At 75.4% G+C, this 24,164-nt stretch carries 17 protein-coding genes, 1 tRNA gene and 1 pseudogene; 9 read left to right on the top strand and 10 right to left on the bottom strand.

Features of this window, described 5'->3' with window-relative positions; all coding sequences use genetic code 11:
* Positions 1-157: 157 nt before the first annotated feature.
* From AC2TDM_RS00975 to AC2TDM_RS00965, 3 genes and pseudogenes are all read left to right on the top strand, one after another.
* On the top strand, positions 158-1,759 hold the full coding sequence (locus tag AC2TDM_RS00975; protein ID WP_484635532.1) for a sensor domain-containing phosphodiesterase: 1,602 nt from the start codon (positions 158-160) through the stop codon (positions 1,757-1,759).
* 18 nt (positions 1,760-1,777) lie between these two features.
* A pseudogene (locus AC2TDM_RS00970) lies at positions 1,778-1,942 on the top strand (PAS domain-containing protein); the annotation flags it as partial.
* Positions 1,928-2,515 (top strand): GGDEF domain-containing protein, encoded by a 588-nt coding sequence (locus tag AC2TDM_RS00965; protein WP_484636365.1) that lies wholly within the window; start codon positions 1,928-1,930, stop codon positions 2,513-2,515. The pseudogene AC2TDM_RS00970 and the gene AC2TDM_RS00965, both read left to right, overlap by 15 nt.
* A 49-nt stretch (positions 2,516-2,564) precedes the next feature.
* On the opposite strand, the gene AC2TDM_RS00960 is transcribed toward AC2TDM_RS00965, so the two are convergent.
* Positions 2,565-3,506 carry an NAD(P)-dependent oxidoreductase gene (locus AC2TDM_RS00960; protein ID WP_484635531.1) on the bottom strand — a complete coding sequence of 314 codons (942 nt, stop codon included), beginning with the start codon at positions 3,504-3,506 and terminating at the stop codon, positions 2,565-2,567.
* A 254-nt stretch (positions 3,507-3,760) separates the two neighbouring features.
* Between AC2TDM_RS00960 and AC2TDM_RS00955 the strand changes: the two genes are divergently transcribed.
* From AC2TDM_RS00955 to AC2TDM_RS00940, 4 genes are all read left to right on the top strand, one after another.
* Positions 3,761-5,335 carry a GGDEF domain-containing protein gene (locus tag AC2TDM_RS00955; protein WP_484635530.1) on the top strand — a complete coding sequence of 525 codons (1,575 nt, stop codon included), beginning with the start codon at positions 3,761-3,763 and terminating at the stop codon, positions 5,333-5,335.
* Positions 5,336-5,442: 107 nt separating this feature from the next.
* On the top strand, positions 5,443-6,354 hold the full coding sequence (locus AC2TDM_RS00950) for an SDR family oxidoreductase (protein WP_484635529.1): 912 nt from the start codon (positions 5,443-5,445) through the stop codon (positions 6,352-6,354).
* A gap of 37 nt (positions 6,355-6,391) precedes the next feature.
* Positions 6,392-6,760, top strand: a complete 369-nt coding sequence (locus AC2TDM_RS00945) for a GntR family transcriptional regulator (RefSeq protein WP_090032327.1) — start codon at positions 6,392-6,394, stop codon at positions 6,758-6,760.
* Positions 6,757-7,773 carry a lipase chaperone gene (locus AC2TDM_RS00940; protein ID WP_090032325.1) on the top strand — a complete coding sequence of 339 codons (1,017 nt, stop codon included), beginning with the start codon at positions 6,757-6,759 and terminating at the stop codon, positions 7,771-7,773. The genes AC2TDM_RS00945 and AC2TDM_RS00940 overlap by 4 nt, the downstream gene beginning before the upstream one ends.
* Positions 7,774-7,831: 58 nt before the next feature.
* Here AC2TDM_RS00940 and AC2TDM_RS00935 read toward each other — a convergent pair whose 3' ends face one another.
* The 4 genes from AC2TDM_RS00935 to AC2TDM_RS00920 all read right to left on the bottom strand — a co-directional run bounded on the left by AC2TDM_RS00935 (position 7,832) and on the right by AC2TDM_RS00920 (position 13,363).
* Positions 7,832-9,643, bottom strand: coding sequence for a dipeptide ABC transporter ATP-binding protein (locus AC2TDM_RS00935; RefSeq protein WP_090032324.1), 1,812 nt, complete (start codon positions 9,641-9,643; stop codon positions 7,832-7,834).
* Complete coding sequence (locus AC2TDM_RS00930) at positions 9,640-10,638, bottom strand: ABC transporter permease (protein ID WP_484635528.1); 999 nt, start codon at positions 10,636-10,638, stop codon at positions 9,640-9,642. Before AC2TDM_RS00930 ends, AC2TDM_RS00935 begins: the two co-directional genes overlap by 4 nt.
* Positions 10,631-11,557 (bottom strand): ABC transporter permease, encoded by a 927-nt coding sequence (locus AC2TDM_RS00925; RefSeq protein ID WP_090032321.1) that lies wholly within the window; start codon positions 11,555-11,557, stop codon positions 10,631-10,633. Before AC2TDM_RS00925 ends, AC2TDM_RS00930 begins: the two co-directional genes overlap by 8 nt.
* A 165-nt stretch (positions 11,558-11,722) precedes the next feature.
* Positions 11,723-13,363, bottom strand: coding sequence for a peptide ABC transporter substrate-binding protein (locus AC2TDM_RS00920; protein ID WP_090032318.1), 1,641 nt, complete (start codon positions 13,361-13,363; stop codon positions 11,723-11,725).
* 384 nt (positions 13,364-13,747) lie between these two features.
* Here AC2TDM_RS00920 and AC2TDM_RS00915 point away from each other — a divergent pair, with 384 nt between their 5' ends.
* Positions 13,748-16,354: a hypothetical protein gene (locus tag AC2TDM_RS00915; RefSeq protein WP_484635527.1), complete on the top strand. Its 2,607-nt coding sequence runs from the start codon at positions 13,748-13,750 to the stop codon at positions 16,352-16,354.
* Between the two features lie 148 nt (positions 16,355-16,502).
* Entirely contained in the window at positions 16,503-19,454 is a 2,952-nt protein-coding gene (locus tag AC2TDM_RS00910) for an AfsR/SARP family transcriptional regulator (protein WP_484635526.1), read from the top strand.
* A 107-nt stretch (positions 19,455-19,561) separates the two neighbouring features.
* Here AC2TDM_RS00910 and AC2TDM_RS00905 read toward each other — a convergent pair.
* The 5 genes from AC2TDM_RS00905 to AC2TDM_RS00885 form a co-directional block, all read right to left on the bottom strand.
* Positions 19,562-19,634: transfer RNA gene (locus AC2TDM_RS00905), tRNA-Arg, on the bottom strand.
* Positions 19,635-19,712: 78 nt separating this feature from the next.
* Positions 19,713-20,789, bottom strand: coding sequence for a glycoside hydrolase family 43 protein (locus AC2TDM_RS00900; RefSeq protein WP_484635525.1), 1,077 nt, complete (start codon positions 20,787-20,789; stop codon positions 19,713-19,715).
* The gene (locus AC2TDM_RS00895; RefSeq protein ID WP_484635524.1) at positions 20,786-21,679 is read right to left on the bottom strand and encodes a carbohydrate ABC transporter permease; all 894 of its coding nucleotides are present in this window, start codon (positions 21,677-21,679) and stop codon (positions 20,786-20,788) included. Before AC2TDM_RS00895 ends, AC2TDM_RS00900 begins: the two co-directional genes overlap by 4 nt.
* Positions 21,676-22,641 (bottom strand): carbohydrate ABC transporter permease, encoded by a 966-nt coding sequence (locus AC2TDM_RS00890; protein WP_484635523.1) that lies wholly within the window; start codon positions 22,639-22,641, stop codon positions 21,676-21,678. The genes AC2TDM_RS00895 and AC2TDM_RS00890 overlap by 4 nt, the downstream gene beginning before the upstream one ends.
* A 1-nt stretch (position 22,642) precedes the next feature.
* Positions 22,643-24,004, bottom strand: a complete 1,362-nt coding sequence (locus AC2TDM_RS00885) for an ABC transporter substrate-binding protein (protein ID WP_484635522.1) — start codon at positions 24,002-24,004, stop codon at positions 22,643-22,645.
* Positions 24,005-24,164 lie beyond the last annotated feature (160 nt).

Raw genomic sequence — 24,164 nt, 5'->3', positions numbered from 1 at the left:
TCGTCCCCCACCCCGGGGGCGGGCGGCGCCCGTCGTCGTGGCGCACCCGTCCGGGTGGCGCCACCCGGACGGGCTCACCGCGGCCCCGCTCGGTCCGATGGGGGGGACCGGTGGTCCAGGACGCGGGCGCCGCCTGGCGAGCAGGGGAGCACGACGCATGACGGGGATCGACGAGGTGCTGGCGCGCGGTGACGTGCGCAGCGTCTTCCAGCCGATCGTCGAGCTCGGCAGCGGGGCCGTCGTCGCCTACGAGGCGCTGGCGCGCGGCCCGCACGGCAGCCCCCTGGAGGCGCCGGACGCGCTGTTCGCGGCGGCCCGGGACGTGGACCGCCTGCGCGAGCTCGACGAGCTGTGCCGTCGCGTCGCGCTGCGCACGGCCATCGGCGCCGGGGTGCTCGCGCCGCTCATGCTGTTCGTCAACGTCGAGCCCGAGGTGCTCGGCACCGCGCCGCTCGAGGAGCTGCTGGAGATCGCCGCCGGCGCGCCCGCGGGGCTGCAGGTCGTCCTCGAGATCACCGAGCGGGCGCTGGCGGCACGGCCGGCCGAGCTGCTGGCCACCGTCCGCCGGCTGCGGGAGGCGGGCTGGCGCGTCGCGCTCGACGACGTCGGCGCCGAGGACCTGTCCCTGGCCTTCATGCCCCTGCTGCGCCCCGACATCGTCAAGCTGGACCTGCGCCTGGTGCAGCAGCGGCCCGGGCCGGCCGTCGCCGAGATCATGAACGCCGTCAACGCGTACGCCGAGCGCACGGGCGCCGTGCTGCTGGCGGAGGGCATCGAGGACGAGGAGCACCTGGCGACCGCCCGGGCGCTGGGCGCCACGCTGGGCCAGGGCTGGCTCTTCGGCCGGCCGTCCCCGGGCCTGAGCACGGCGCTGCCGGTGCGGGCGCTGGAGCTGCGCGCGCCGCGCCCCACGGCGTCGTCGGCCACGCCCTTCGACTGCCTGCCGGAGGGCACGACGCTGCGCCGGTCCGCCAAGCCGCTGCTCATCGAGATCAGCAAGCACCTGGAGCGCGAGGCGGTGCGGCTGGGCGGCACCGCCGTCGTCGTGTCGACCTTCCAGGAGGCCGCGCAGTTCACGCCGCGCACCCGCCACCGCTACCGCGAGCTGGCCGAGCGCGTCGGCTTCGTGTCCGCGATCGGTGCGGGCCTGCCCGTCGAGCCCGTCCGCGGGGTGCGCGGTGCCGACCTGGCCCCCGGGGACCCGCTGCGGGACGAGTGGGACATCGCCGTGCTGTCGCCGCACTTCTCGGCCGCGCTGCTCGCCCGGGACCTCGGCGACGAGGGGCCGGACCGGCAGCGGCGGTTCGAGTTCGCGCTGACCTACGACCGCGACACCGTCGCCGACGCCGCGCAGGCCCTCATGTCGCGGGTCCTGCCCGCCGGGACCCGCTCGTCGGCGCCGCTCGTCGGGCCGGGCACGTGGGGCGACCAGGCCGACCAGGCCGACCAGGCCGACCAGGACGACCTGGGTACGGCGACGACGGGCGCGGGTGACGGCCGGGCCGCGGGCACGGCCCCGGACGCGGGCTCGGCCCTCGCCGGCCGACCTGCGCCCGGGCGCCACGGCCGCGCCCCGGTGGCGACGGAGGCCGAGCGGACGCTGCGCCGGGCCCTGGCGGCCACGGCCAACGGCGTGAGCATCAGCGACATGACGCGGCCGGACCAGCCGCTCGTGTACGTCAACACCGCCTTCGAACGGCTGTCGGGGCTGCGCGCGGAGGACGTGCTCGGCCGCAACTGCCGCTTCCTCCAGGGCTAGGGGACCGACCCGGCGGCGGTCACCCGCCTCCGCGAGGCCGTCGCCGAGGGCCGCGAGGCGCGCGAGACGCTGCTCAACCACCGCGGCCCGCAGCGCACCCCTTGGTGGAACGAGGTCTACCTCGCTCCCGTGTTCGACGACGAGGGCCGCGTCGTGCAGTACATCGGCGTGCAGAACGACGTCACCGGACGGGTCGAGGCCGAGGCCCGCCTCCAGGCCGAGCGCGAGCGCGCCCAGGCCCTCCTCGTCGAGGCCGAGCGGCTGGCCGGGCGCGACCCGCTCACCGACCTGCTGCACCGGCACCGGCTGGAGGAGCGGCTGGAGGCGGTGCTGCTCGAGGCCTCGGTGACCGGCACCGGCACGGCGGTGCTGCACCTGGACCTCGACGGCTTCCGGGCGGTCAACGACGACCTCGGGCACGCGGCCGGCGACGAGCTGCTGCGGGCCGTGGCGGACCGGCTGCGCACGCGGCTGCGGCGCGGCGACCTCGTCGCGCGGCTGGGCGGGGACGAGTTCCTCGTCGTGCTGCCCGCGCTGGGGCGGGGCACGGCCGGCGACGAGGGGCGGCGCGTGGCGGACGAGCTGGCGCTCCTGCTGAGCACGCCGGTGACGACCTCCCGCGGGGTCGTCGCGGTCGGTGTCAGCGTGGGAGTGAGCACCTCGCCGGAGGACGGCGACGGGTTCGACGCGCTCCTGCAGGCCGCCGACGTGCGCATGCACGCCGACCGGGCGGCGCGCCGCGGCGTCCTGCGCTGAGGCCGTGCCGGCGCCGGGACGACGCGCCGGGACCGCGCCGCGGACGCCGTCAGCGCGGCAGGACGTTCCGCAGCGGCCGATCGGCCAGCAGCGCGTCGAGGTTCTGCCGGATCAGTTCCGCGGCGCCGACGGGCCGGCCCCCCGCGGCGTGCGGGGTGAGCACGAGGTGCGGGGCGTCCCAGAGCGGTGAGCCGGGCGGCAGGGGCTCGGTGGCGGCGACGTCGAGCGCCGCACCGGCCAGCGTCCCCGCCCGCAGCGCGTCGACGAGGGCGTCCTCGTCGACCGTCGAGCCGCGCCCGACGTTGACGACGTACGCGTGGTCCGGCAGGAGGGCCAGCCGGCGGGCGTCGAGGGCGCGGTCGGTCGCCGGTCCGCTGGGCAGGACCAGGACGAGGACGTCGGTGGCCGCGAGCGCCTCGTCGAGCCCGTCGGGACCGACCACGGGCAGGCCGCCGCGCTCCCCGGCCGTCCGCGCGACGCCCGTGACGTGCGCGCCGAGGCCGGCGAGGACCTGCCCCAGCCGCTGCCCGATGGCCCCGAAGCCCCACACGGTGACGCGCGCGTCGAGCAGCGTCGTCACCGGGCCCGGCGGGTGCAGGGGCTGCGTGCCCCCGAGCTCGCGGGCCCAGCGCTGCTCGGCCTGCGCCGCCGCGGACGCGGGCAGGCGCCGCACCAGCGCGAGGACCAGCGCGAGCGCGTGCTCCGTCACCGTCGGGGTGTGCAGCCCGACGCCCGAGCAGAGCACCACGTCGGGCGCGAACCCCGCGGCCAGCACGCTGTCCGGACCGGCCGCGAGCCCCTGCACCCAGCGCAGCGACGTCAGGCGCCGCGCGGCGTCCTCGAGCGTGCCCGCGGCGTTGCCCCAGGCGACGAGCCCCACCGCGTCCGCGTGCTCCGCCGGGACGGGCCCCTCCGGGTCGTACCGGACCAGCTCGACCAGGTCCGGGACCTCCAGGTCGGTGGCGGCGGCGGTCGGCACGAGGAGCTTCACGGTCCCCATCCTGCCCGCGGGCCGGTGGGAACGCCGTCCGTCGTCGTGGCACTCCCGCGACCCGTCCGCGTGACCGTCCGCGTGACCCGTCCGGGTGCACCCGTCCGGGTGGACCGACGGCCCCGGACCACCCGCACGCCGCACGGCTCCTGCCCCGGCGCGCACCGCCGCCGATCGTCCGGGCGAGGGCGACCAGCAGCAGGCGCCCGTGCTCCCCGGACCGGTGTCCGGCGACGACAGGACGGTGGGCCGTGGTGGACGGCGGACGCACGGTGCAGGGCCGCAGGTGGCTGCGCGGGCCCGACGGGCTGGTGCAGCGCGCGCGGTGGCTGTTCTGCGGCAGCGCGCTCCTGTCGCTGGCGCTCACGCTGCCGGGGGCGCTGACGGGCGGCTCACCCGAGGCGGTCGTCCTGGTGCTGACGGGGTCGGTGGCGCTGTCCGCGGTCTGGGTGCGGCGCTACCGTCGTGCGCGCGTCACGCCCGTCGACGACGTGTCGGAGGCCCTGGCGGCGCTGCTCGTCACGGCCGCGGTGCCCGTCCCCGCCATGGCGTCCGGCTTCGCCTTCGCCTCCCTGTGGTCGCGGGCCCTCTACGGCACGGCGCACCGGGCACTGCTGCACACGCTCCTCCTCGCAGCGGGCCTCGTCGGGTCGCTCGCGCTGTGGCCGCACGTGCCGGGCCACACCGGTCCCGCGCAGGCCGCGCCCCTCCTGGCATCCCTCCCCCTCGCGCTGGTCATCCTCTTCGTGGCCCGGCACCTCGCCGTCCACCTCTTCGCGCGGGAGCAGGCGCAGGGCCGGCAGGAGGCGCTGGCCGCGCTGGGCACGCGTCTGCTGTCCGTGACCGGGACGGAGGAGATCTACGAGGCGGCGTGGACCGCGACGGCCGCCGTCTGCCGCACCACGCCCGGCCTGCGCGCGCTGACGGTGCAACCGACGCCCGGTCTCCTCGTCGTGCGCGGCACGGCCGGTCCCTTCGCCGTCACACCCCAGGCCCTGCCGCGCAACGCCCTCCCCCACGACCTGCCGCAGGAGCTCCCGGGCGCCGACGACGAGGGCGTGCCCGTCGCCGCGCACGCCGCCGGGCTGCTCGACGCCGCCGCCGACGAGACGTGCCGCTGGCTCGCCCTGCCCATCGCGGGGGTCGAGGGCTGGATGCTCCTCGGCGCCCCCCGTCAGGTGCCCGACGAGGCCGTCGTCGCCGTGCGCACCGTCATGGCCCAGGTGGCGCTGGCGCTGCGGAGCGCGGACGCCCGGGACGAGCTCGTCCGGGCCGCGCGCACGGACCCGCTGACGGGGCTGCCCAACCGCGCGGCGTTCATGGAGGCGCTGGAGGAGGCCGTCGGCCGGCTCCCGTCGGGGGCGTCGTTCGCGGTGCTGTTCTGCGACCTCGACGGGTTCAAGGCCGTCAACGACGCGCTCGGCCACGCGGCGGGTGACGCGCTCCTGCGCGAGGTGGCCGAGCGCTTCAGCCGGGACGTGCGCGCCGGCGACCTGTGCGCCCGCCTCGGCGGCGACGAGTTCGCGGTCCTGCTGCGCTCGCGGCCGCACGACGACCCCGTCGTCTTCGGGGAGTCCGTGCGCGGCGTGGGTGAGCGGCTGGTGACCGGCGTCGCGGCGCCCGTGACCCTGCCCGGCGGGACGGGGCGCGTGGCGGTGAGCATCGGCGTCGCGGTCGGCACCGCCGGGGCCGGGCTGCCCGGTGCCGACGAGCTGCTGCGCCGCGCCGACGACGCCATGTACCGCGCCAAGGCCGGCGGCAAGGGCCGCGTCGAGTCGACGGAGCTGCGGGCAGGTCGGGCCGTCGTCGGGCAGCCCGTGGTCGCCTGACCCGTTGCGCGCCACCCCGCCGTGCACGGCGCGACCCCCGCGACGAGACTCGCTCACGGGTCCACGGGTCGTGCCGGACCGGGCCCCTGACGGAGGGACGCCCGCACATGACCAGCGCGATCACCAGCACGGCCGGCGGCACCAGCACCGCGACCGGCAGCACCACCAGCACGACCACCACGGCCGGCAGCCCCACGCCCGACCCGGCCGTCACGCGGGAGGTGCACGAGCCCGCGCGCGTCGTCGTCATCGGCGGGGACTCCGGCATCGGCCGGGCCGTCGCCGTCGCGCTGGCGGCCCCGGGGCGGCACGTCGCGGTGACGCACAACAGCGACGAGGAGGGCGGCCGGGCGACGGGCGACGAGGTGGAGGCGGCCGGGGCCACCGCGCACGTCCGGCACCTCGACCTCACCACGCCGACGGACGCCTCGACCGCCGTCGACGAGCTCGCCGACGCGATGGGCGGCATCGACGCGCTCGTCCTGTGCTCCGGCGCCGGGGCGTCGCAGCTCCTCGTCGACCTGCCGTTCGAGCAGTGGCGCGAGGTGCTGACGATCGACCTCGACGGGTTCTTCTGCGCCCTGCAGGCGGCTGCGCGCCGGATGATCGCGGCCGGGCGCGGCGGACGGGTCGTCGCCATCACGTCCGTGCACGAGCACGCGCCGCGGGTCGGCGCGGGCGCCTACTGCGCCGCCAAGGGCGGCATCGGGCTGCTGGTGCGCACGGCGGCGATCGAGCTGGCCGAGCACGGGATCACCGTGAACGCCGTCGCCCCGGGCGAGATCGCGACGCCCATGACCGGCCAGACCGACGACGCCCCCGTGCAGGACGCGCACCGCCCGGGCATCCCGGTGGCCCGTCCCGGCGACGCGCGCGAGATCGCCGCGGTGGTGGAGCTGCTGTGCTCCGCGAAGGGCGCCTACGTCAACGGCGCGTCGTGGGTCGTCGACGGCGGGATGCTGCAGATGGGGCCGATGGCGGGCTCGCACATGACGTCGGACGACTGGCGCCGTCCATAACTTGTTCTAGTTGTCCTCAAACAAGTAGGGTCGTTCCGTGCTCCTCCGGATCGACCCCGGCTCGACCGAGCCGCTGTTCGCCCAGCTCGCGGCGCAGGTGCGCGCCGCGGTGCTGCGCGGCGAGCTGCGGCCCGGCGCCCGCCTGCCCACCGCGCGCGACCTCGCGGCGTCGCTCGACGTCAACCTCCACACGGTCCTGCGGGCGTACGGCGAGCTGCGCGACGAGGGCCTCGTCGAGCTGCGCCGCGGGCGGGGGGCGGTCGTCGCCGCGCACGCCGCGGGCGACCTGGACCCGGTGCACGCGGCCGTGGCCGCCCTCGTCTCCGCCGCCCGCGCCCGCGGGCTCGCGCCCGCCACCACCGTGGGCCTCCTCAAGGACGCCCTGAGCCAGCAGGAGGACCGATGAGCAGCCGCCCGTTCACCAGCCCCGTCGGGACGACCCGGCCGACCGTGCCGCACCGCACGGCCAGCACGGTGCTGGCGCTGGTGCCCGCGGCGGTGACGCTCGGGACGGCTGCAGCGCTCGTCGCGTCGTGGCGGTCGCGGCTGCCCGACCCGGTCGCGGTGCACTTCGGACCCGGCGGCGCCGACGGCTACAGCGCCCTGGGGCCCTTCGTCACGCTCGGCCTGGGCCTGTTCGCGGCACTGGCCGTCGCGGGGTGGCTCGTCGCCGTGCGGTGGGGGCGGGACGCGATGACCCGTCGGATCGGCGTCGGGCTGGCGGCCGGCCTGGCGGCCTTCGGCGCGGTGCTCGTCGCCGGGGTGCTCGCCCTGCAGCGGGGGCTGGCGGACGCCGCCCGCACGCCGGACGTCGACCCGGTGGTGACCGGCGCGGTCGTCGCCGGGCTCGTGCTCGGCGGGCTGTGCGCGTGGGCGGTCCCCGCGGACGCCTCCGCACCGGCGACGGACCCCGGGCCTCTCGACGGGCCGCGCCTCCCGCTGGGCCCGCAGGAGCGTGCGGTGTGGACGGGCCGGGTCGTCAGCCGGGTCGCCGTCGCGCTCGGCGGCGGGGCGACGCTGCTCGTCGCCGCGCTGGCCGTGGGGCTGCGGATACCCGGCCTGCTCGTGCTGGTCGCGGCGCTGGCCGCGCTCGTCGTCACCGGCGCCGTCGTCGTCGTGACGGTCGACGCCACCGGGCTGACCGCGCGCTCCCCGCTCGGGTGGCCGCGCTACCGCATCCCGCTCGACGAGGTCCTCGGCGCCCGGGCGACGCACGTCCGACCGCTGGCGGACTTCGGCGGCTGGGGCTACCGGCTCGGCCGCGGCGGACGGGTCGGGTACGTGCTGCGCACGGGCGACGCGCTGGAGGTGAGCCGCACGGGCGGGCGGACCTTCGTGGTGACGGTCGACGACGCCGCCACGGCGGCGGCGCTGCTCACCACCCTGGCGGAGCGGGCCCGACCCCTCGCGCGCGGCTGACACCCCGCGCGGGCCGGGCCGGGCCGGTCGGACCGGCCCGGCCCCGGACGTCAGCGCCTCAGCCCCGGACGGCCTCGGCCTCGAGCCCGCCGCCGGGGATGGCCGCCAGCAGGTCGCGGGTGTACTGCTCCCGCGGGGAGTCGAACACCTCGTCGGTGGAGGCGTGCTCGACGACCTTGCCCTGCCGCATGACGACGACGGCGTCGGCGATCTGCCGGACCACCGCCAGGTCGTGCGTGATGAACAGGTAGGCCAGGCCGAGCTCCTCCTGCAGGCCGGCCAGCAGCTCGAGCACCTGGGCCTGGACCAGCACGTCCAGGGCGGACACGGCCTCGTCGAGCACGATGACCTCGGGGCTGAGCGCGAGCGCCCGCGCCACGGCGACGCGCTGGCGCTGCCCGCCCGACAGCTCGTTGGGGAAGCGCCGCATCGTCGACGCCGGCAGCGCGACCATGTCGAGCAGCTCCCGGATGCGGCCCTCGCGCTCCTTCGGCGTGCCGACCTTGTGCAGCCGCAGCGGCTCCTCCAGGGACCGGTACACGGAGTACTGCGGGTCCAGGGAGCCGTAGGGGTTCTGGAACACGGGCTGGATCCGCCGCCGGAACGCGAACTGCTGCCGGCGGTCGAGCGCCGCGACGTCCTGCCCGTCGAACCGGACCGTGCCCGAGGTCGGCTCGAGCAGGCCCAGCACCATGTTGGCCGCCGTGGACTTGCCGGACCCCGACTCCCCGACGAGCGCGAGGGTGCGCCCGCGCGCGAGCGAGAAGCTCACGTCGTCGACGGCCATGAAGTCCGATGCGCCGCGCCCGCCGCCGCGCAGCGGGAACACCTTCGTCAGGTGCTCGGCGACGACGATCGCCTCGCGCGGCGTCGCCTCGGCCTCGCCCGCGTGGTGCGCCAGCAGGTCGGCGGCGCCGACGGCCGTGGTCGCCGACGAGCCCGCCGCACCCGCCCTGGCCGTCGTCGCCGGCGCCGCGCCGCGCTCGTGCGCGACCTGGATGCGGCGCGAGGCCAGCGACGGCGCGGACGACACGAGCCGCCGCGTGTACGGGTGCTGCGGGTCCGCGAGGATCTGCCGCGCGGGCCCGGACTCCACGACCTGGCCGCGGTACATGACGACGAGGTGCTCGGCGCGCTCGGCGGCCAGGCCCAGGTCGTGCGTGATGAGCAGGACGGCCGTGCCGAGGTCCTGGGTGAGGCCCTCGAGGTGGTCGAGGATCTGCCGCTGCACGGTGACGTCGAGCGCCGAGGTCGGCTCGTCGGCGATGAGCAGCTGCGGGCGCGACGCGAGGCCGATGGCGATGAGCGCGCGCTGGCGCATGCCGCCGGAGAACTCGTGCGGGTACTGCTTCGCCCGGCGCCCCGCGTCGGGCAGGCCGGCCTCGGCCAGCAGCTCCGCCACGCGGCGGGAACGGTCGGCGCGCGAGCCCGTGAAGCCGTTGGCCCGCAGCGCCTCGTCGACCTGGGTCCCGACGCGCCAGACCGGGTTGAGGTTGGACATCGGGTCCTGCGGCACGAGCCCGATCTGGGCGCCGCGCAGCCGCTCGACGTCCTTGCGGCCCAGCCCGACGAGCTCCCGCCCGCCGAAGCGGATGCTCCCGCCCGTCACGCGGCCGGTGCCCGGCAGCAGGTCGATGATCGCGTGCGCGGTCGTCGACTTGCCGGAGCCGGACTCGCCGACGATCGCCACCGCCTGCCCGGGGTAGACGGTCAGGTCCGCGCCGCGCACGGCCTGGACCTCGCCCACCGCGGTGCGGAACGAGACCTCCAGGCCGCGCACCTCGAGCAGGGGCACGGACCGGTCGAGGGGCGTGCCGGGGCCGGCGGGAGGGGTGGCGGAGGGGCGGGCGGGGGTCGAGGAGGTGCTCATCGGGTGCGCGCCTTGGGGTCGAGGGCGTCGCGGACCACGTCGCCCATCATGATGAAGCCCAGCACCGTGAGCGCGAGCGCCCCGGCCGGGTAGAAGAGGATCTCGGGGTTCGTGCGGATGGCGCCCTGCGCCTGCGAGATGTCGCCGCCCCACGAGACGGTGGACGGCGGCAGGCCGATGCCGAGGAAGCTCAGCGTGGCCTCGGCGACGATGAACGTCCCGAGCGCGACCGTCGCGTAGACGATGATCGGCGCCGCCGCGTTGGGCAGCACGTGCCGGAAGAGGATCGCCGTGCGCCCCATCCCCAGCGACCGCGCCGCGGTGACGAACTCGTTGGTCTTCACGGACATGACCGTGCCGCGGGTGATGCGCGCGATGTTCGTCCAGCCGAACGAGGCCAGCACCAGCGCCACCGTGAGCGCCGTCCGGTCGCGGGAGATGCTCATGATGACGATCGCGGCCAGCACCAGCGGGATCGCGAAGAAGATGTCCGTCACGCGGGACAGGATCGTGTCCGCCCACCCGCCGAAGTAGCCCGCCATCGCCCCGACGAGGGTGCCGACGACCACGACGAGTGCGGTGGTCAGGACGCCGACGGTGACCGACGCCCGAGCGCCGTGCATCGTGCGGGAGAAGATGTCGCAGCCCTGGCGGTCGAACCCGAAGGGGTGCCCGCCGGTCGGGCCGTCGAGCGCGTTGGCCAGCACGCACGAGCGGGGGTCCGTCGCGCTGAACAGGTCGGGCAGCGCCGCCACGAGCAGGACCAGCACGATGATCGCGCCGGAGACCCAGAACAGCGGGCGGCGGCGCATCCCGCGCCACGCCTCGCGCCAGAAGCCGGCGGGGGCGTCCGTGGTGGAGACGGCGTCGACCGCGCCGAGGCCGCCCCCGTCGGCCGCCCGGGCCACGTGCTCCTGCCCGGGACGGGGCGTGCGGGGCGCACGGGCGGGGCCGGCGGTCGCGGCCGGGCCGGCGGTGTGCGGGGTCTCAGGCATAACGGATCCTCGGGTCCAGCGCGGCGTAGAGCAGGTCGACCACCAGGTTGGCGACGATGTAGACGAGCACGAGGACGGTCGTCAGCGAGACGACGGTCGCGTTCTCGCCGCGGGTGATCGCGTCGTAGAGCGTCCCGCCGACCCCGCGGATGTTGAAGATGCCCTCGGTGACGATGGCGCCGCCCATGAGCGCGCCCAGGTCGGCGCCGAGGAACGTGACGACGGGGATCAGCGAGTTGCGCAGCACGTGGCGGGTCGTGACCTGCCCGCGCGAGAGGCCCTTGGCCCGCGCCGTCCGCACGAAGTCCGCCGACAGGTTCTCCTGCACCGAGGTGCGGGTCAGCCGCAGCACGTAGGCGAACGACGTCGCCGCGAGCACGACGGCCGGCATGAGCAGGCTCACCACGTCCGGGTCCCGTCCCGCGGTCACGGGCAGCCAGCCCAGGTTGACGCCGACGACGATCTGCAGGACGAAGCCGATGACGAACGTCGGCACCGCGATGACCAGCAGGCTCAGCACGAGCACGGTCGAGTCGAAGACGCCGCCCTTGCGCAGCCCGGCCAGCAGGCCGAACCCGACGCCGAGCACGGCCTCGATGAGCAGGGCCATGAGCGCGAGCTGGAACGTGACGGGCAGCGCCTGGGCGATGACCTCGAGCACGTCGCGCCCGGCGAAGGTCACGCCGAAGTCCAGCGTGAAGATGCCTTTGAGGTAGAGCAGGTACTGCACGAGGAACGGCTGGTCGAGGTTGAACTCGGCCCGGATCTGCTCCTGCACGGCCTCGGGCAGGCCCCGCTCACCGCCGAGCGCGGCCACGGGGTCACCCGGCCGCAGGAAGACCAGGGCGTAGAGCAGCAGCGTGGCCCCGAGGAACACGGGGACCACCTGCAGGAGCCGGCGTCCGATGTACCAGCGCATGACGATCCACTTCCGTCGTCCGCCCGTGGCCGCGGGGCCCGGGCGGGTGTCGTCTCACCGCGGCGCACGGCGGGCGGGGCGTGCCGTGGCACGCCCCGCCCGTGCTGGTGCGCAGGTCGCCCCGCCGGGGTGCGCCCGTGGGCGCCGTCCCGGCGGGGAGGGACCTCACGCGGCCTTGGTCACCCCGTAGAGGATGGGGTCGGAGTCCCAGCCGAACTCCACGTCGTCGACCGTGTCGGCCCAGCCGCCGGTCGCGTTCGAGTACCACAGCGGGATGCCGGGGAGGTTCTCGAAGAGGATCGTCTCGGCCTCCTTGTACAGCTCCACGGCCTGCTCCGCGTCCGCGGCGCCGTTCGCCTCGGCGAGCTTCGCGTCGAAGTCCGGGTTCGACCACTGGCCGTCGTTGGAGCCCGCGCCCGTGCCGTAGATCGGGCCGAGGAAGTTGCTCATCGCGGGGTAGTCGGCCTGCCAGCCGGCCCGGAACAGGCCGGGGACCGTGCCGCCGTCACGCGCGTCGAGGAACTCGTCGAACGTCGGGTAGGGGTAGAACTCGCAGCCGATGTCCAGCACGGCGCGCACGTTGTTGCACACGGCGTCGACCCAGGTCTGGTGGTCGGAGTCCGCGTTCGAGGCGATCTGCAGGGTGTAGTCGGCGCCGACGGGCTCGATGGCCTCGGCCTGGGCCCACAGGTCCACGGCCGTGTCGGCGTCGAACGCGAGGACCTCGTTGCCGGGGATCTCGTCGGTCCAGCCGTCGATGACCGGGGAGGTGAAGTCGGTCGCCGGGGTGCGCGAGCCGCTGAAGATGGTCTCGGTGACCTCCTCGCGGTCGATCGCGTGGGAGATGGCCTGGCGGCGCAGGAGGCCGGCCTCGCCCTGGAACTCGGGCAGCCACTCCGGCACGGTCATCGTCTGGATGACGGCCGCGGGCTGGTTGACCGCGCGACCCTCGAGGTCGTCCTCGAACGTGGCGAAGGCCGACGACGGGACGTTCTTGATGATGTCGAGCTCGCCCGCGAGCAGGTCGTTGTAGGCCGAGTCCTCGTCCGTGTACGCGATGAGCTCCACGCCGCCGTTCTGCGCGACGCGCTCACCGGCGTAGTCGGGGTTGGGCGACAGCGTGATCTGCGCGTCGTGCTCCCACGAGTCCAGGACGTACGGGCCGTTGCCGACCGGCGCCTCGCCGAACGCCTCGGGGTCGTCGTAGAACGACTCGGGCAGCGGGAAGAAGGCCGCGTAGCCCAGGCGGATCGGGAAGTCCGACTCCGGCTGGTTGAGCTTGACGACGAGCGTGCGCTCGTCCTCGACGACGAGGCCGCCGGCCTCGATGAGCGAGGTGTTCTCGTCGTAGGAGAAGCCCTGGATCGGCTCGAAGAAGTAGGACAGGTTCTGCGCGTTGTCGAGCGCGGCGCCGTAGTCCCACGCGCGGGCGAAGCTGTCCGCGGTGACGGGCGTGCCGTCCGAGAACGTCCAGCCGTCCTCGATCGTGATCGTCCAGGTCTGGTTGTCCTCGGACTCGATCGACTCGGCGACCTCGTTGTGCACGCCGCCCTCGGCGTCGTAGTACACGAGGCCCGCGAAGACGTTCTGGACCGCGACGGAGCCGTTGGTCTCGTTCGTCATCGTGGGGATGAGCGGGTTCTGGGGCTCGCCGTTGCTGACGGTGACGACGCCGCCGCTCTCGCCGCCGCCGGTGGCCCCGCCGTCGCCGGTCTCCTCGGCGTCGGAGCCGCCCGAGCACGCGGACAGGGCGAGGGCGGTCGCGAGCGCGAGGGCCGTCAGGGGCGCGTGACGCCTGATCTTCATGTGTTCCTCCGGGGAGAGGCGGCGACGGTCGTGTCGCCGTCCGGGTGTCCGCAGCGGTACCGGCACAGATCGGTGAGCCGGCTCGTCGGGCGGACCACGGGAGGCTACGTCGGGCCCGGGGGTGCCGTTGGCTCCGCGCCCTCCGGGTCCCGCACGGTTTACCGCCCGGGAACACAGACTTTACGGGACGTTCACGGCGGGCCGTGCACTCCCCCCGCAGGCGGCCTGCAAGCGGCCTGCAAGCGCAGCCCGGCACCGTCCTGCTCGAGACGTCCCGCGCGAGGCGGGACCGGAGCACGGAGGACGGCCATGGCAGGGGTCAGGCAGCAGACGACCGGACGACGAGGGGAGGTCCGTGCACGTGCCCGTGCCGGGGGCCGGGCGGTGCCCGGGCTCCTGACGCTCGCCCTGGCAGGGGCGCTGGCGCTCGCGCCCGCGGGGGCGTCGACCGCCTCGGCCACCACGGCCCTCGACGAGGCGTCGGCCACCACGCCGGCCGCCGACGGGGCGGCGGGCACCGCGGCCCCCGACGAGGCGTCCCGCACGGCGGCGCCGGCCGCGACCGACCTGCCGCACGGCCTGCGGTCGGTGACCGAGCTGCTCGAGGCCGACGGCACCCTGCGCGAGGGCGCCCCGGACGGACCCGTCGACGTCAGCGGCTGGACGATGACGACGGCGCCGGACGGCAGCCCGCGCTTCGTCGCCGAGGACGCCGCGGCCGACGCGTCGTCGGCCGCCCTGGCCGTGGCGGGCGACACGAGCTGGTCGACGACCTTCGGCGCCGCCACCGCCGGCATGGGCCTGACGGCCGTCACGGTCAGCGGCACGAACATCTACGTCGGCGGCACCGTGACGGACCTCGCCTCCACCGCCGAGGGCACCTACCAGCACGTCGCGCGCTGGGACGGGAAGGCCTGGCAGCGATTGGGCACCGGCATCGACGGCGAGGTGATGACGATCGCCGTCAACGGGACCGACGTCTACGTCGGCGGCGACTTCGAGCGGGCCGGCAGCGTCGCGGCCAACGACCTGGCCCGTTGGAACGGCTCGGCCTGGAGCGCCGTGGCCGGCGGTGTCACCAACCCCGCGGCCGACTACGACGAGGCCGTGCGCGCCCTGGCCACCAACGGCAAGAAGCTCTACGTCGGCGGCACCTTCACCAAGGCCGGCACGGTCTCGGCGCGCAGCCTCGCGGCCTACGACCTGACGGCGAAGACCTGGAGCGCCGTCGGCGCCGGCCTGTACCGCTGCGCGAGCTGCGGGGTCGGCGACCCCGGGGCGGTCAACGCCCTGCTGCTGGACGGCACCAAGCTGTACGTCGGCGGGAACTTCGACAAGGCGGGCACCCGCACGACGATGTCGCTCGCCTCGGTCGACACCGCCACGGGCACCTGGACCGCCTACGGCAAGGGCATCCACACCGAGGACGGCTACAAGGGCGTCGTCGAGTCGCTCGCGCTCGACCCCGCCACACGCGCCCTCTACGTCGGCGGCTCGTTCACCCGCGCCAACGGCGTCACCACGATGAACCTCGCCAAGCTCGCCGGGACCACGTTCTCCTCCGTCGGCAAGGTGACGTTCTACGGCGACAAGTACGCCACGGTGCAGTCCGTCGCCTTCTCGGGCGGCAAGCTCTACATCGGGGGCACGTTCACCGAGATCGACGGTGTGAAGCGGTCGAACTGGGCCGTGCGCAGCGGGACCACCTGGTCCACGCCGGGCGGCGGCCTCGACGACGTCGTGGTCGCCATGGCGCCCAAGGACAGCGGGGTCGTCGTGCTCGGCGACTTCGTCACCGCGGGCACCCTGCGGATGAACCGCGCGGGCATCTGGACCGGCACGGCCTGGCAGACGTTCGGCCAGGGCGTGAGCACCACGGCCTACGGCAACGGCGACGTCCACGCCATCGTCCCCGACGGCAGCGGCGCCTACGTCGCGGGCATCTTCAACCAGGTCGGGCAGAAGCCGGCGCGCTCCATCGCGCGGTGGACCGGCTCGTCGTGGGACACCATGGCCGGCGGGGTCACGACGAGCATCGGTGACGCCGAGGTGCACGCGATGGTCAAGGTCGGCACCGACCTGTACGTCGCCGGCGAGTTCTCGAAGGCCGGCGGTGTGGCCGTGCGGAACATCGCGCGGTGGAACGGCACGTCGTGGTCCGCGCTCGGCGCGGGGCTGGACGGGGAGGTCTACGCGCTGCACGTCCTCAACGGCAAGCTGTACGCCGGCGGGGAGTTCGTGAACTCCGGCACGCAGCACCTGGGCGGCGTCGGCGCGTGGGACCTCACGGCCAAGAAGTGGCTGCCCCTGGGCAACCACCCGCAGTACTCCGACGACGTGCGCGCCCTGTCGTCGGTGGCCGGGCAGTACCTCGTCATCGGCGGCCACTTCCACCGCTTCTACGCCGGCGGCATGCCCGCCGTCGAGGGCCTGTACGGCATGACGATGTTCGACACGAAGGACGTCACCGGCAGCGACGTCCTCGACGGGTACTACCTGCTCGAGGGCGTGTCCTGGGCCGGCGGCCCCGGCGGCGTCCGGACGCTGAAGGTCATCGGCGGTGACCTGTACGTCGGCGGTCAGTTCGACCGCGCCGGCATCATGACGCAGGGCCCGGGCACCTCGTCGGGCTTCGCCGCGAAGCACCTGGTGGTGTGGCGGTTCAGCACCACCGGCGCCTGGAGCACGGTGGGCAGCCCGAGCGACCGGGTCGACGCCCTGGCCTCCGCGGGCGGCAAGCTGGTCATCGGCGGGAACTTCCTGTCCATCGGCGGCCGGTCGGCGGCCGGCGTGGCGCTCTACGACCCGGCGGCGCGCACCTACGCCGCCTGGGGCAGCGGCATCGGCGAGGGCGGCTGCGGCATCCGGTCGGTGACGGCCCTGGCCCACTCGTCGTCGCCCGGCACCTGGGTCGGCGGGTCGTTCTGCACGGCGGGCGCGTTCTCGTCGGGCAACCTGGCGCTGTGGAAGGGCACGGCCGGCCTCTCCTGAGCCCGGCAGGAGCCGACCCAGCACCCCCCGGCAGCACCCCGCACCCCGGCGTCCCCCGTGGCCGCCGGGGTGCGGCGCGTCCGAGACCGCGAGGAAACCCTGTGCCCGGGCCGTGCCCGACCTCTACAGTCCGGCCCGGAGGTCGTCCATGGTGCAGCTGTCGGGGTCGGTGCTGGGACCGGTGCGCGTGCTGGTCGACGGGCGCCGGGCCGAGACCGGGGGCCCGACGCAGTCCGCCGCCCTCGCGGTGCTGCTCGCCGCCCGCGGCCGGGTGGTGCCCGACGTCCGTCTCGTCGACCTGCTGTGGGACGAGGCCCCGCCGCCGTCGGCGCTGACCAGCCTGCAGGCGTTCGTCTCCCGGCTGCGCAGGGCGCTCGACCCGGCGCGGCAAGGCGTGATCCTGCGGGAGGGCAGCGGCTACCGGGTCCCGGCCGGGACGGTCACGCTCGACGCCGACGCCTTCGAGGCGGCGGTCGCCGAGGCGTCGGGCCTCGTCGGGCGCGGGGAGCACGCCCGCGCGGCCGCCGTGCTCGAGGCCGCGGCGCGGCTGTGGACCGGGCCCGCCTACGACGGCGTCCCCCGGCGCGGCCCCGTCGCGGCGGAGGCGGACCGGCTGGAGCGCCTGCGCGACGCCGCCGACCTGCTGCGGCTCGAGGCCCTCGTCCGCGGCGGGAACGCCGGCCGGGCGCTGGGCGAGCTCGAGGCGCTGACCCGCGCGACCCCGGAGCGGGAGGACGGCTGGCGGCTGCTGGCGCACGCGCTCTACTTCCTCGACCGGCAGGCCGACGCCCTCGCGGCCCTCGCGCGCGCCCGCGCCGTGCTGCGCGACGAGCACGGCCTCGACCCCTCCCCCGCCCTGCGCGAGACCGAGCGCCGGATCCTGGCGCAGGACCCGGCGCTCGCGCCCGCGGCTCCCGGGCCCGGCCCCGCCGCGCCGACGGCCCGGCGGGCGGTGCCCGCGCCGTTGACGGGCTTCGTCGGGCGGCGGGCCGAGGCCGCGCGCCTGGCCGCGCTGCTCGACGAGCACCGCCTCGTCACCGTGACGGGCATCGGCGGCACGGGCAAGACGCGCCTGGCCCTGTACGTCGCGGCCGCGCGCACGGACGCCGACGGCCCCTGGTTCGTCGACCTCGCCGTGGTGCACGACGAGGCCGTGCTGCTCGACGCGCTCGCCGCGGCCCTCGGGGTGCTCACGCCCGGCGGCCTGCCGGCGCTGCTCGGCGCGCTCGCGGGGCGGACCACCCTGCTCGTGCTCGACAACGGCGAGCACCTGCGCGAGCCGCTGGCCGACCTCGTCGTCGCGGTGCTGGCCGCCTGCCCGGGTGTACGGGTGCTGGTCACGAGTCGGCGGATGCTCGACGTCGACGGCGAGGTCGTGCTGGACCTCGGCCCGCTGGACCCGGCGACGGAGGCCGTGGAGCTCTTCGTCGAGCGCGCCCGCGCCGCCGCACCGGGCTGGGAGCCCGGTGGGGACCGGGACGCTGCCGCAGTGGCCACGATCTGCCGGGAGCTCGACGGCCTGCCGCTGGCGCTGGAGCTCGCCGCCGCGCACTGCCGGACGCTGAGCCCGGCGCAGGTCGCCGCCCAGCTCGACGACCGCTTCGCGCTCCTGCGCAGCGCCCCCGGCGGGTCGCGTGCCCGGTCCGCCGCGCGGTCGCGGGGCGCGTCGGTGGAGGCGGCGCTCGACTGGAGCGTCTCGTCGTTGTCGCCGGCAGCGGCGAGGCTGCACGAGCGGGCCGCGGTGTTCGACGGCGGCTTCGACCTGGCCGCGCTGGCGGCCGTCGGGCCCTCCGGCCCGCCGCACGACGACGAGCCCGACGGCGAGCACGCCGACGAGCCCGACGACGAGCCGGCCGCGGCCCCGGTCCTGGCCGGGCTGGCCGAGCTCGTCGACGCCGGCCTGCTCGCCGTGCTGCGCGCACCGGACGGCCACCGCTACCGCATGCTCGCCACCGTGCGGGAGCACGCGGTGCTGCACACGCCGCCGGACCGGCTCGCGGCCGCCCGCGACGCGCACCTCGCCTGGTGCCTCCGCCTCGCCGCCGAGCTCGGGCCCCGCCTCCGCGGCCCGGGCTCGGGCGCGGCCTTCGCGCGCGCCGAGCGCGAGACGCCGAACGTGCGCGCCGCCCTCGCGCACGCCGGGGCCACCGGTCAGGGCCGTGCGCTGCGGGCCCTCGTCGGGCACCTGGGGTGGTTCTGGTACCGCCGCGCGCACGTGGCCGAGGGCCTGCGCTGGTGCACGGTCGCGCTCGCCACCCCGCCCGACGAGGACCTGGCCACCGCGACGCCCGCCGACGCCGCCGACCAGGCGCGCGCCCTGCTGTCAGCGGGGATGCTCGCGTACCTGGCCGGTGAGGGCGAGGCGGTCGCGCGCTACGGCGTCGAGGCGGTGGCGTGGGCGGAGCGCGCCGAGGACTGGACCACCGCGGCGCTCACCCTCGGCACGCTGGCGTACGTCCACGCCTACGCCGGTGACGTGGCCGCGGCGGCCGCCGCGAGCGACCGGGCCCAGACCCTGGCGCGGCGGCACGGCCCGGACTGGGCGCTGGCCGACGTGCTCATGCTGCGCGGGCAGCTCCTGCGCGACACCGGTGACCTCGAGGGGGCCATGGCCGTCCTCGACGAGGCGATCCGCGTCGCCGCGGCGGCGTCGCACGGCTGGGCGCGGGCCTCGGCCCTGTGGATCAGCGCGAAGGTGGCCCTCGACCTGGACCGCCCCGAGGTCGCCGCCGTCCGCCTGCGCCTCCAGGTGGAGGAGCTCGGCGAGGACGGCGACGTCTCCTCCTGGCTGGTCGGCCTGCACGCCCTGGCCGGCGCGGCGGCGGCACTGGACCAGGCCGAGCAGGGCGCGGTCCTCCTCGGCGCCGTGGCAGCCGCCGGTGAGCGCGCGGGCTTCCACCCGGAGGCGATGGACCCCGTCGACAGCGCCCGCACGGTCGCGGCGGTCCGGGCGGCCCTGCCGGAGGACCTCTTCGCCGAGCGGTCCGCCCACGGCCGCACCCTCGACCGCGACGGCGCGCTGAGCGTGGTCCGCGCCCTGGACGTCCGCGCCGACGAGGCCCTCGACGTCCACCTGCGCCCCGCCGCCACCTCCACCTGACGGTCACGCCTCGGTCCGTGTGCCTCGTGGGCCAGCCCGACGGCGCAGGAACGCCGACAGCCCCGCACCTGTCGGTGCGGGGCTGTCGGCGTCGCTGTCTCAACGAGTGCGCCCGAAGGGACTCGAACCCCCAACCTTCTGATCCGTAGTCAGATGCTCTATCCATTGAGCTACGGGCGCGTGGCCCCGGAGGGCCGCAGACGAGGGTACAGGCGCCGGGGCCCGGGCCCAAATCGGTGGCCGACCGGGCTGGACCGGCTACCCCTCGTCGGGCTCCAGCCGGACGACGGGCTCCCCCGCCTCCCAGTCCAGCGGCAGGACGTTGACGCCGCGGTAGGAGACGTCGTCGTACCAGGAATGGAAGACGAGGAGGTCCTCGCCGTCCGGGCCGACCACGACGTCCTGGCCGCCGGGGCCGATGTAGGCCCGGTCCGTCGCGTCCGTCGTGAGCAGGGGCTCGGGGGCCTTCGTCCACGGGCCCTCGAGCGCGGGGGCCGAGGCCCAGCCGATGGCGTACTGGTCGCCGCCGTAGGAGTTGGCCGAGTAGAGCATCACCAGGCGGCCGTCGCGCTCGACGACCGTGGGCGCCTCGACGAGGTCGCCCTCCCACTCCTGGTCCTGCTTCAGCAGCTTGACGGCCGGGCCCGCCAGCGCGGTCCCGTCGGGCGTCAGGGGCGCGGTCTGCAGCCAGGTGTCGAGGCCGCAGCAGTTGCCGTCGTTCTTCCACAGCAGGTGCAGCGTGCCGTCGGCCGTGCGGAACGTGCTGGCGTCGATCGCCCCGCCCTCGTCGGGGGGGCAGACGAGCATCGCGTCGCCGACGACCTCGAACGGCCCCTCCGGCGACGACGCCACCGCGACGCCGACGCACTGCAGGGACGGCCGGAAGTTCGTCGCCGTGAAGTACAGCGCGTACCGGCCCGGCTCGACCTCCGTCACCTCCGGCGCCCACGTCTTGCCGGGGATGACCCACGACGGCAGCGACGGCAGGACGTCCGGGAGCGTCTCCCACTCCACGAGGTCCGTGGACCGCGCGGCGCGGATGTTGCGCAGGTTCCCGTTGGTCCCGTAGGCGTAGTAGACCCCGTCCACCTCGAGCACGTCGGGGTCGGGGAAGTCGTCGGCGATGACGGGGTTCGGGCCGGTGCCCGCTCCCGTGAACGTGCTCGGCGACGGGCTCGGTGACGCGCTCGCGGTGTCGCCGCCGCCCGCGGTGTCGGCCGCGCCGCCGCCCGTCGTCGACGAGGTGTCGCTGCACCCGCCGACGACGAGGGCGACGACCGCGGCCAGCGCGACGAGCGCGCCCGCGCGGGGCCGGGCCCTCGTCGCCCGCCTCATCCCTTGAGCCCCGAGCGTGAGACGCCCTCGATGATGAAGCGCTGCAGGAACACGAACAGGATGAGCACCGGCACCGAGGCGATGACCGCGCCCGCCATGAGCAGGTCGTAGCGCACGGCGTTGGCGGACTGCAGCGTCGACAGGCCGGCGGGCAGCGTCTGCAGCTCGGGGCTGAAGAGCACGTACACCGGCCAGAGGAAGTCGTTCCAGTTCGTCAGGAGCGACAGCAGCGCCAGGGTCGCCAGCGCCGGCCGCGACAGCGGCAGCACCACGCGCCAGAAGATCCGCCACGGGCTGGCCCCGTCGAGGCGGGCCGCCTCCTCCAGCTCCTCCGGGATCGACAGGAAGAACTGCCGCAGGAAGAACACGCCGAACGCGGACGCGGCCGTCGGGACGATCACCGCCGCGAGGGTGTTCAGCCACCCCAGCTCCCCCACGATGAGGTAGTTGGGGATGATGAGGATGACCGGCGGGATGAACAGCGTGGCGATGATGAGCCCGAAGATGATCCCGCGGCCGCGGAACCGCATGCGGGCCAGGGCGTAGGCCGCGAGCGCCGAGGTGGCCACGACGATGGCCGCGTTGCCCAGCGCCGCGACCAGGGAGTTGGCGAACCACCGCAGCACGGGCGTGCCGGGGGCGGCCAGGATCGACTCGTACGCCTGCGTGGTGAACGGCGTCGGCAGCCACGACGGCGGGAAGCCGGCGGCGTCGGCCCGCGTCTTGAAGGACGTCAGCACCATGAACAGCAGCGGGCTGACGAACACGAGCGCGAGCACGACGAGCAGCACGTACCGCACGACGGTGCGGCCCGTGCGCCGACCGGGGGCCGGCGCGGGCGTCGGCGCCGTGCTGCCGGGACGGGTCGGTGGGACGGCGGTGGCGGTCATCGCGCCTTCCTCTCCCGCAGCAGCCAGAACACGGCGACGCTGAGCACCATGAGGAAGCCCGTGAGCACGTAGCTCATGGCCGCCGCCGAGCCCATCTGGTAGTTGCGCAGGCCGGTCTCGGCGATCTGGTAGATGGCGGTCCGGGTCTCGCGGCCCGGGGCGCCGCGCGTGATGAGGTACGACTGCCCGAACATGTTGGCCGACGCGATGATCGTGATCATCGTGACGAAGGCCAGCACCGGCCGCAGGCCCGGCAGCGTGACGTGCACGAACTGCTGCCAGGAGTTCGCGCCGTCGACCCGGGCCGCCTCGTACAGCTCGGCCGGCACGTCCTGCAGCGCCGCCAGGTAGATGACGGCGTTGTAGCCGAGCGTCCACCACACGGTCACGCCGACCAGGGCCACCCACGCCGCCGGCAGCGACGTGGTCCAGGCCGTGGTGTCGGGCAGCCCGACGAGGCCCAGCCCGTAGTTGATGAGCCCGATGTTCGTGTCGAGCAGGTAGCGCCACAGCACCGCGACCACGGCCACGCCGAGGACGTAGGGCGCGAAGTACACGGCCCGGAACAGGTTCCGGCCCGGGAACTTCTTGTTCATCACCAGGGCGACGACCAGCGGCACGACGAGGAGCAGCGGGACGCTGAAGACCGTGAAGATCGCGGTCGCCCGCATGGACCGCCAGAAGGTGTCCGCGGTGGCGGACCCGGAGAAGAGGTCGGTGTAGTTCTCGAGCCCGACGAACGGCTTGCCGGGCAGCGTGTAGTCCCACCGGTGCAGGCTGATCCACCCGCCGAGCACCACGGGGGCCAGCACGAAGACGCCGAACAGCAGCAGGTACGGCGCCAGGAACAGCCAGGGCGTCAGCCTCCCGTGCGCCGGGACGCCGCGCCGCGACGCCGGTGCGGGGCCCCGCCGGGCGGCGCCGGCCACGTCGGCCGGCGCCGCGACGCGCGTCGTGGACACGTCAGCCCCCGAAGCTCTCGAGGTTCTCCTGCATGAGCTCGGTCGCCTGGTCGGCGGCCCCCGTGAGGGCCTCCTCCGGGCTGCTCTTGCCGAGGACGCCGTTGGCGACCGCCGGCTCGAGGGCCTCCGTGGCGACCGTGCCGATGCCGGGGACCGGCGGCAGGAAGCGCATGTCCTCGATCCGCTCGGCGATGACCTGCTGCGGCAGGCCCTCCAGGGCGCCGCCGTCCCGCACCGACTGGCGGGCGGGGATCATGCCGGCCTGCGCCCAGTCCTCGGAGTGCTCGGACATCCAGGCGATGAAGACCTGTGCGGCGGCCGCCTTGTCCGCGTCGCCCGACGCCTGCTTCGTCATGAAGAACTGGTGGGAGTTCGCCCAGACCCGGTCCTCGTCGAAGATCGTCGGGACGGGCGCGATGCCCCACGGGAGCTCCGAGGCCTGCAGGTCGTTGATCTGCCAGATGCCGTCCCAGGTGATCGACGTCTCGCCGTTCTTGAAGGCGACGTACTGGGAGTCCTGCGCCACGTCGGAGGGGCTGTACCCCTCGTCGACGAGCGAGCGCTGCCACTCGAGCGCCTCGACGCCCTCGGGCGAGCCGAAGGTGGCCTCGGACCCGTCCTCGGCGAACGGCTCGCCACCGTTCTGCCAGGTCAGGGAGTAGAACATGAGGTGCGCGGGCCAGAGCGTCGGGCTCCAGAACGGCGTCTCGTAGCCCGCCGCCTGCAGCTTGTCGAGCGCGTCCATGAAGGACGCCTGGTCGGTGGGGGGCTCGGTGATGCCCGCCGCCGCGAAGTGCTCGGTGTTGTAGTACATGGCCAGCGAGTGGACGTCGAGCGGGATGCCGTAGCGCGCGTCCTGGTAGATGCCCGCCTGCCAGACCTCCTCGCTGAAGTCGTCCTCGGTCAGGCCGATGCCGTCCGCCAGCTCGTCCAGCGGGACGATGACGTTGCGGGCGGCGTTCGTGGCGAGCTGGTCGAGGTGCATGACGCCCACGTCCGGGCCCTCGCCCGCGTTCACCGCGGCGGGGAGCCGCTGGTAGAAGTCCGCCCACTGGATCGTGTTGGGCGTGACCGTGATGTTCGGGTTCTCCTCCATGAACTGCTCGACCATGCCTTGCATGAAGGGGCCGTCGCCGCCCGTGAAGCCGTTCCAGTAGGACAGCTCGACCTCGGGGCCGTCGTACTCGCCGGTGAACTCCGGCAGCTCGGCCGCCTCGCCGCCGCCGCCGCCGGCAGCCTCCTCGGCGGACATGCCGCCGCCGCACGCGGCGAGGGCGAAGGTGGCGGCCAGGCCCGCGGCGGCGAGGCCCAGCCGGGCGCGGGAGCGCCGGGCGGTGGTGGACGTGGTCGTCGTGGTTCTCATCCTCGAGCTCCTCCGGTGGGGGTGCGCCCTGCGCCCCGCCGCCGTGGCGGGGCCTCGGCCGTGCACTGCTGACGGCCCTGCGCGGGTAAACCTTGGACCACTTCCTACCGCACGCTGCCGCGGCGCGTCCACCGGAACAGGTAAACCTTGTACCAATCCG

It is taken from the genome of Cellulomonas sp. plas2, assembly GCF_057221735.1.
The sequence above is the reverse complement of the archived record's forward strand: the minus strand, read 5'-3'. Positions and strand labels throughout refer to the sequence as shown.

Bases quoted from the DNA above. Each gene is read 5' to 3' on its own strand.
- AC2TDM_RS00920 (WP_090032318.1), bottom strand. From the start codon at position 13,363: ATGAAGATCAGGCGTCACGCGCCCCTGACGGCCCTCGCGCTCGCGACC.
- AC2TDM_RS00930 (WP_484635528.1), bottom strand. From the start codon at position 10,638: ATGCCTGAGACCCCGCACACCGCCGGCCCGGCCGCGACCGCCGGCCCC.
- AC2TDM_RS00895 (WP_484635524.1), bottom strand. From the start codon at position 21,679: ATGACCGCCACCGCCGTCCCACCGACCCGTCCCGGCAGCACGGCGCCG.
- AC2TDM_RS00885 (WP_484635522.1), bottom strand. From the start codon at position 24,004: ATGAGAACCACGACGACCACGTCCACCACCGCCCGGCGCTCCCGCGCC.
- AC2TDM_RS00910 (WP_484635526.1), top strand. From the start codon at position 16,503: ATGGTGCAGCTGTCGGGGTCGGTGCTGGGACCGGTGCGCGTGCTGGTC.
- AC2TDM_RS00975 (WP_484635532.1), top strand. From the start codon at position 158: ATGACGGGGATCGACGAGGTGCTGGCGCGCGGTGACGTGCGCAGCGTC.
- AC2TDM_RS00925 (WP_090032321.1), bottom strand. From the start codon at position 11,557: ATGCGCTGGTACATCGGACGCCGGCTCCTGCAGGTGGTCCCCGTGTTC.
- AC2TDM_RS00900 (WP_484635525.1), bottom strand. From the start codon at position 20,789: ATGAGGCGGGCGACGAGGGCCCGGCCCCGCGCGGGCGCGCTCGTCGCG.
- AC2TDM_RS00940 (WP_090032325.1), top strand. From the start codon at position 6,757: ATGAGCAGCCGCCCGTTCACCAGCCCCGTCGGGACGACCCGGCCGACC.
- AC2TDM_RS00935 (WP_090032324.1), bottom strand. From the start codon at position 9,643: ATGAGCACCTCCTCGACCCCCGCCCGCCCCTCCGCCACCCCTCCCGCC.
- AC2TDM_RS00950 (WP_484635529.1), top strand. From the start codon at position 5,443: ATGACCAGCGCGATCACCAGCACGGCCGGCGGCACCAGCACCGCGACC.